General features: G+C 33.2%; 2 protein-coding genes. Both read right to left on the bottom strand.

The genetic code is table 11. The features are described from left to right. Positions 1-370: hypothetical protein (locus JF818_RS00660; protein WP_198890074.1), on the bottom strand; the 370-nt coding region annotated here is incomplete at its 3' end. A gap of 234 nt (positions 371-604) precedes the next feature. Further along, the coding region (locus JF818_RS00655; protein WP_198890073.1) for a hypothetical protein at positions 605-1,178 on the bottom strand (574 nt) is incomplete at its 5' end.

The raw sequence follows: 1,178 nt of genomic DNA, 5'->3' as shown, positions 1-1,178 counted from the left end.
ACAATCTTTCTTCCATCAACAATCGCCAATGAATAGGTATACGGATAGAATTATATCCTTGCAGAGCTAAATCCTCAATGTCCTTTTCTGTAAAATAATTTTCTCTAAATATCTTATAGAATTGTGTTTTATATGCTTTTCCTGTAAGTTCTTCTATTACCCCTTCAATACGTCGTGGACGATCAAAACGTTCATTTCCAAAGGATTTCCACATGTATCCTTCATTGAGTAACCAGTTTCCAAGACCCCAACCGGTTAAGAGTATTTCCTCGTCCTTACCGTTAACAATACACCTACCTTTAGACGTAAGAAAACCATCAACACGTGCATTACTTCTTTTTTCAATAACCTCTTCAGCTGTATTCCTCAAACGACTTGTCCTCCTATACAATGTTACCTTATGCATTTATAATAAACGATATGTTTCATTTGATTTACAAATTGTATTTAGAATCACCTTACCACTCAATTACACATTTTTTCAACCCACAATCTGACATAATACCATAATCTACAAGAGATTTTGTAGTTTCTAATAATAGCAATAATATTGTCTATGATATAGTCTCTATGATTGAGCAATAAAAAATAGACTTCGTGAAGTCTATTCCAAGTTTTTAAGTATTGCCATCATCCAAAACGTTGATTCTATTTTAAGGTATTTCTTTGATCTTCTATTCTCTCCGAGTCCCATATGCCCACCAGTGTAGAGTTGATATAAGTTCTTTTTCTCTTTGATTAACGCCTTATCAAATGCATAAAAACCATCCTCATATCGATACTCATTAAGCTGTTCAATCTGAGACATGAAAAGATCACTGTTTTTTGAAGCCTTAAAAAATGAAAGTAAGTAAAGTGTTAGTAGTTTACGGTCTTCTCTTAGACAAGCATGATATACATTGCCAGAGGCATAACATCTTTTATTAGATTGATCATAGACATAGCCTTTTTCTGGTAAATATAAGAACCTTTCATCCAGTATGTATTCAATTATTCTTTCGATTCTACAACCCATTTCATCCTCTTTATTTGGATAATATGCAAAAGCATACAAATCATAGATAGTCGGTAAACATTCTGTGGCAATGTCGTTCTTAAACACATAATCATTCTTATATGCTGCTGGTTTATTCTCCGCGTCTCTTTCAAGATCATAACCATATTTGTCAATGGCATGC

Origin of the sequence: Sphaerochaeta sp. S2 (genome assembly GCF_016406725.1) — a bacterium.
Classification (GTDB): domain Bacteria; phylum Spirochaetota; class Spirochaetia; order Sphaerochaetales; family Sphaerochaetaceae; genus Sphaerochaeta.
The sequence above is the reverse complement of the archived record's forward strand: the minus strand, read 5'-3'. Positions and strand labels throughout refer to the sequence as shown.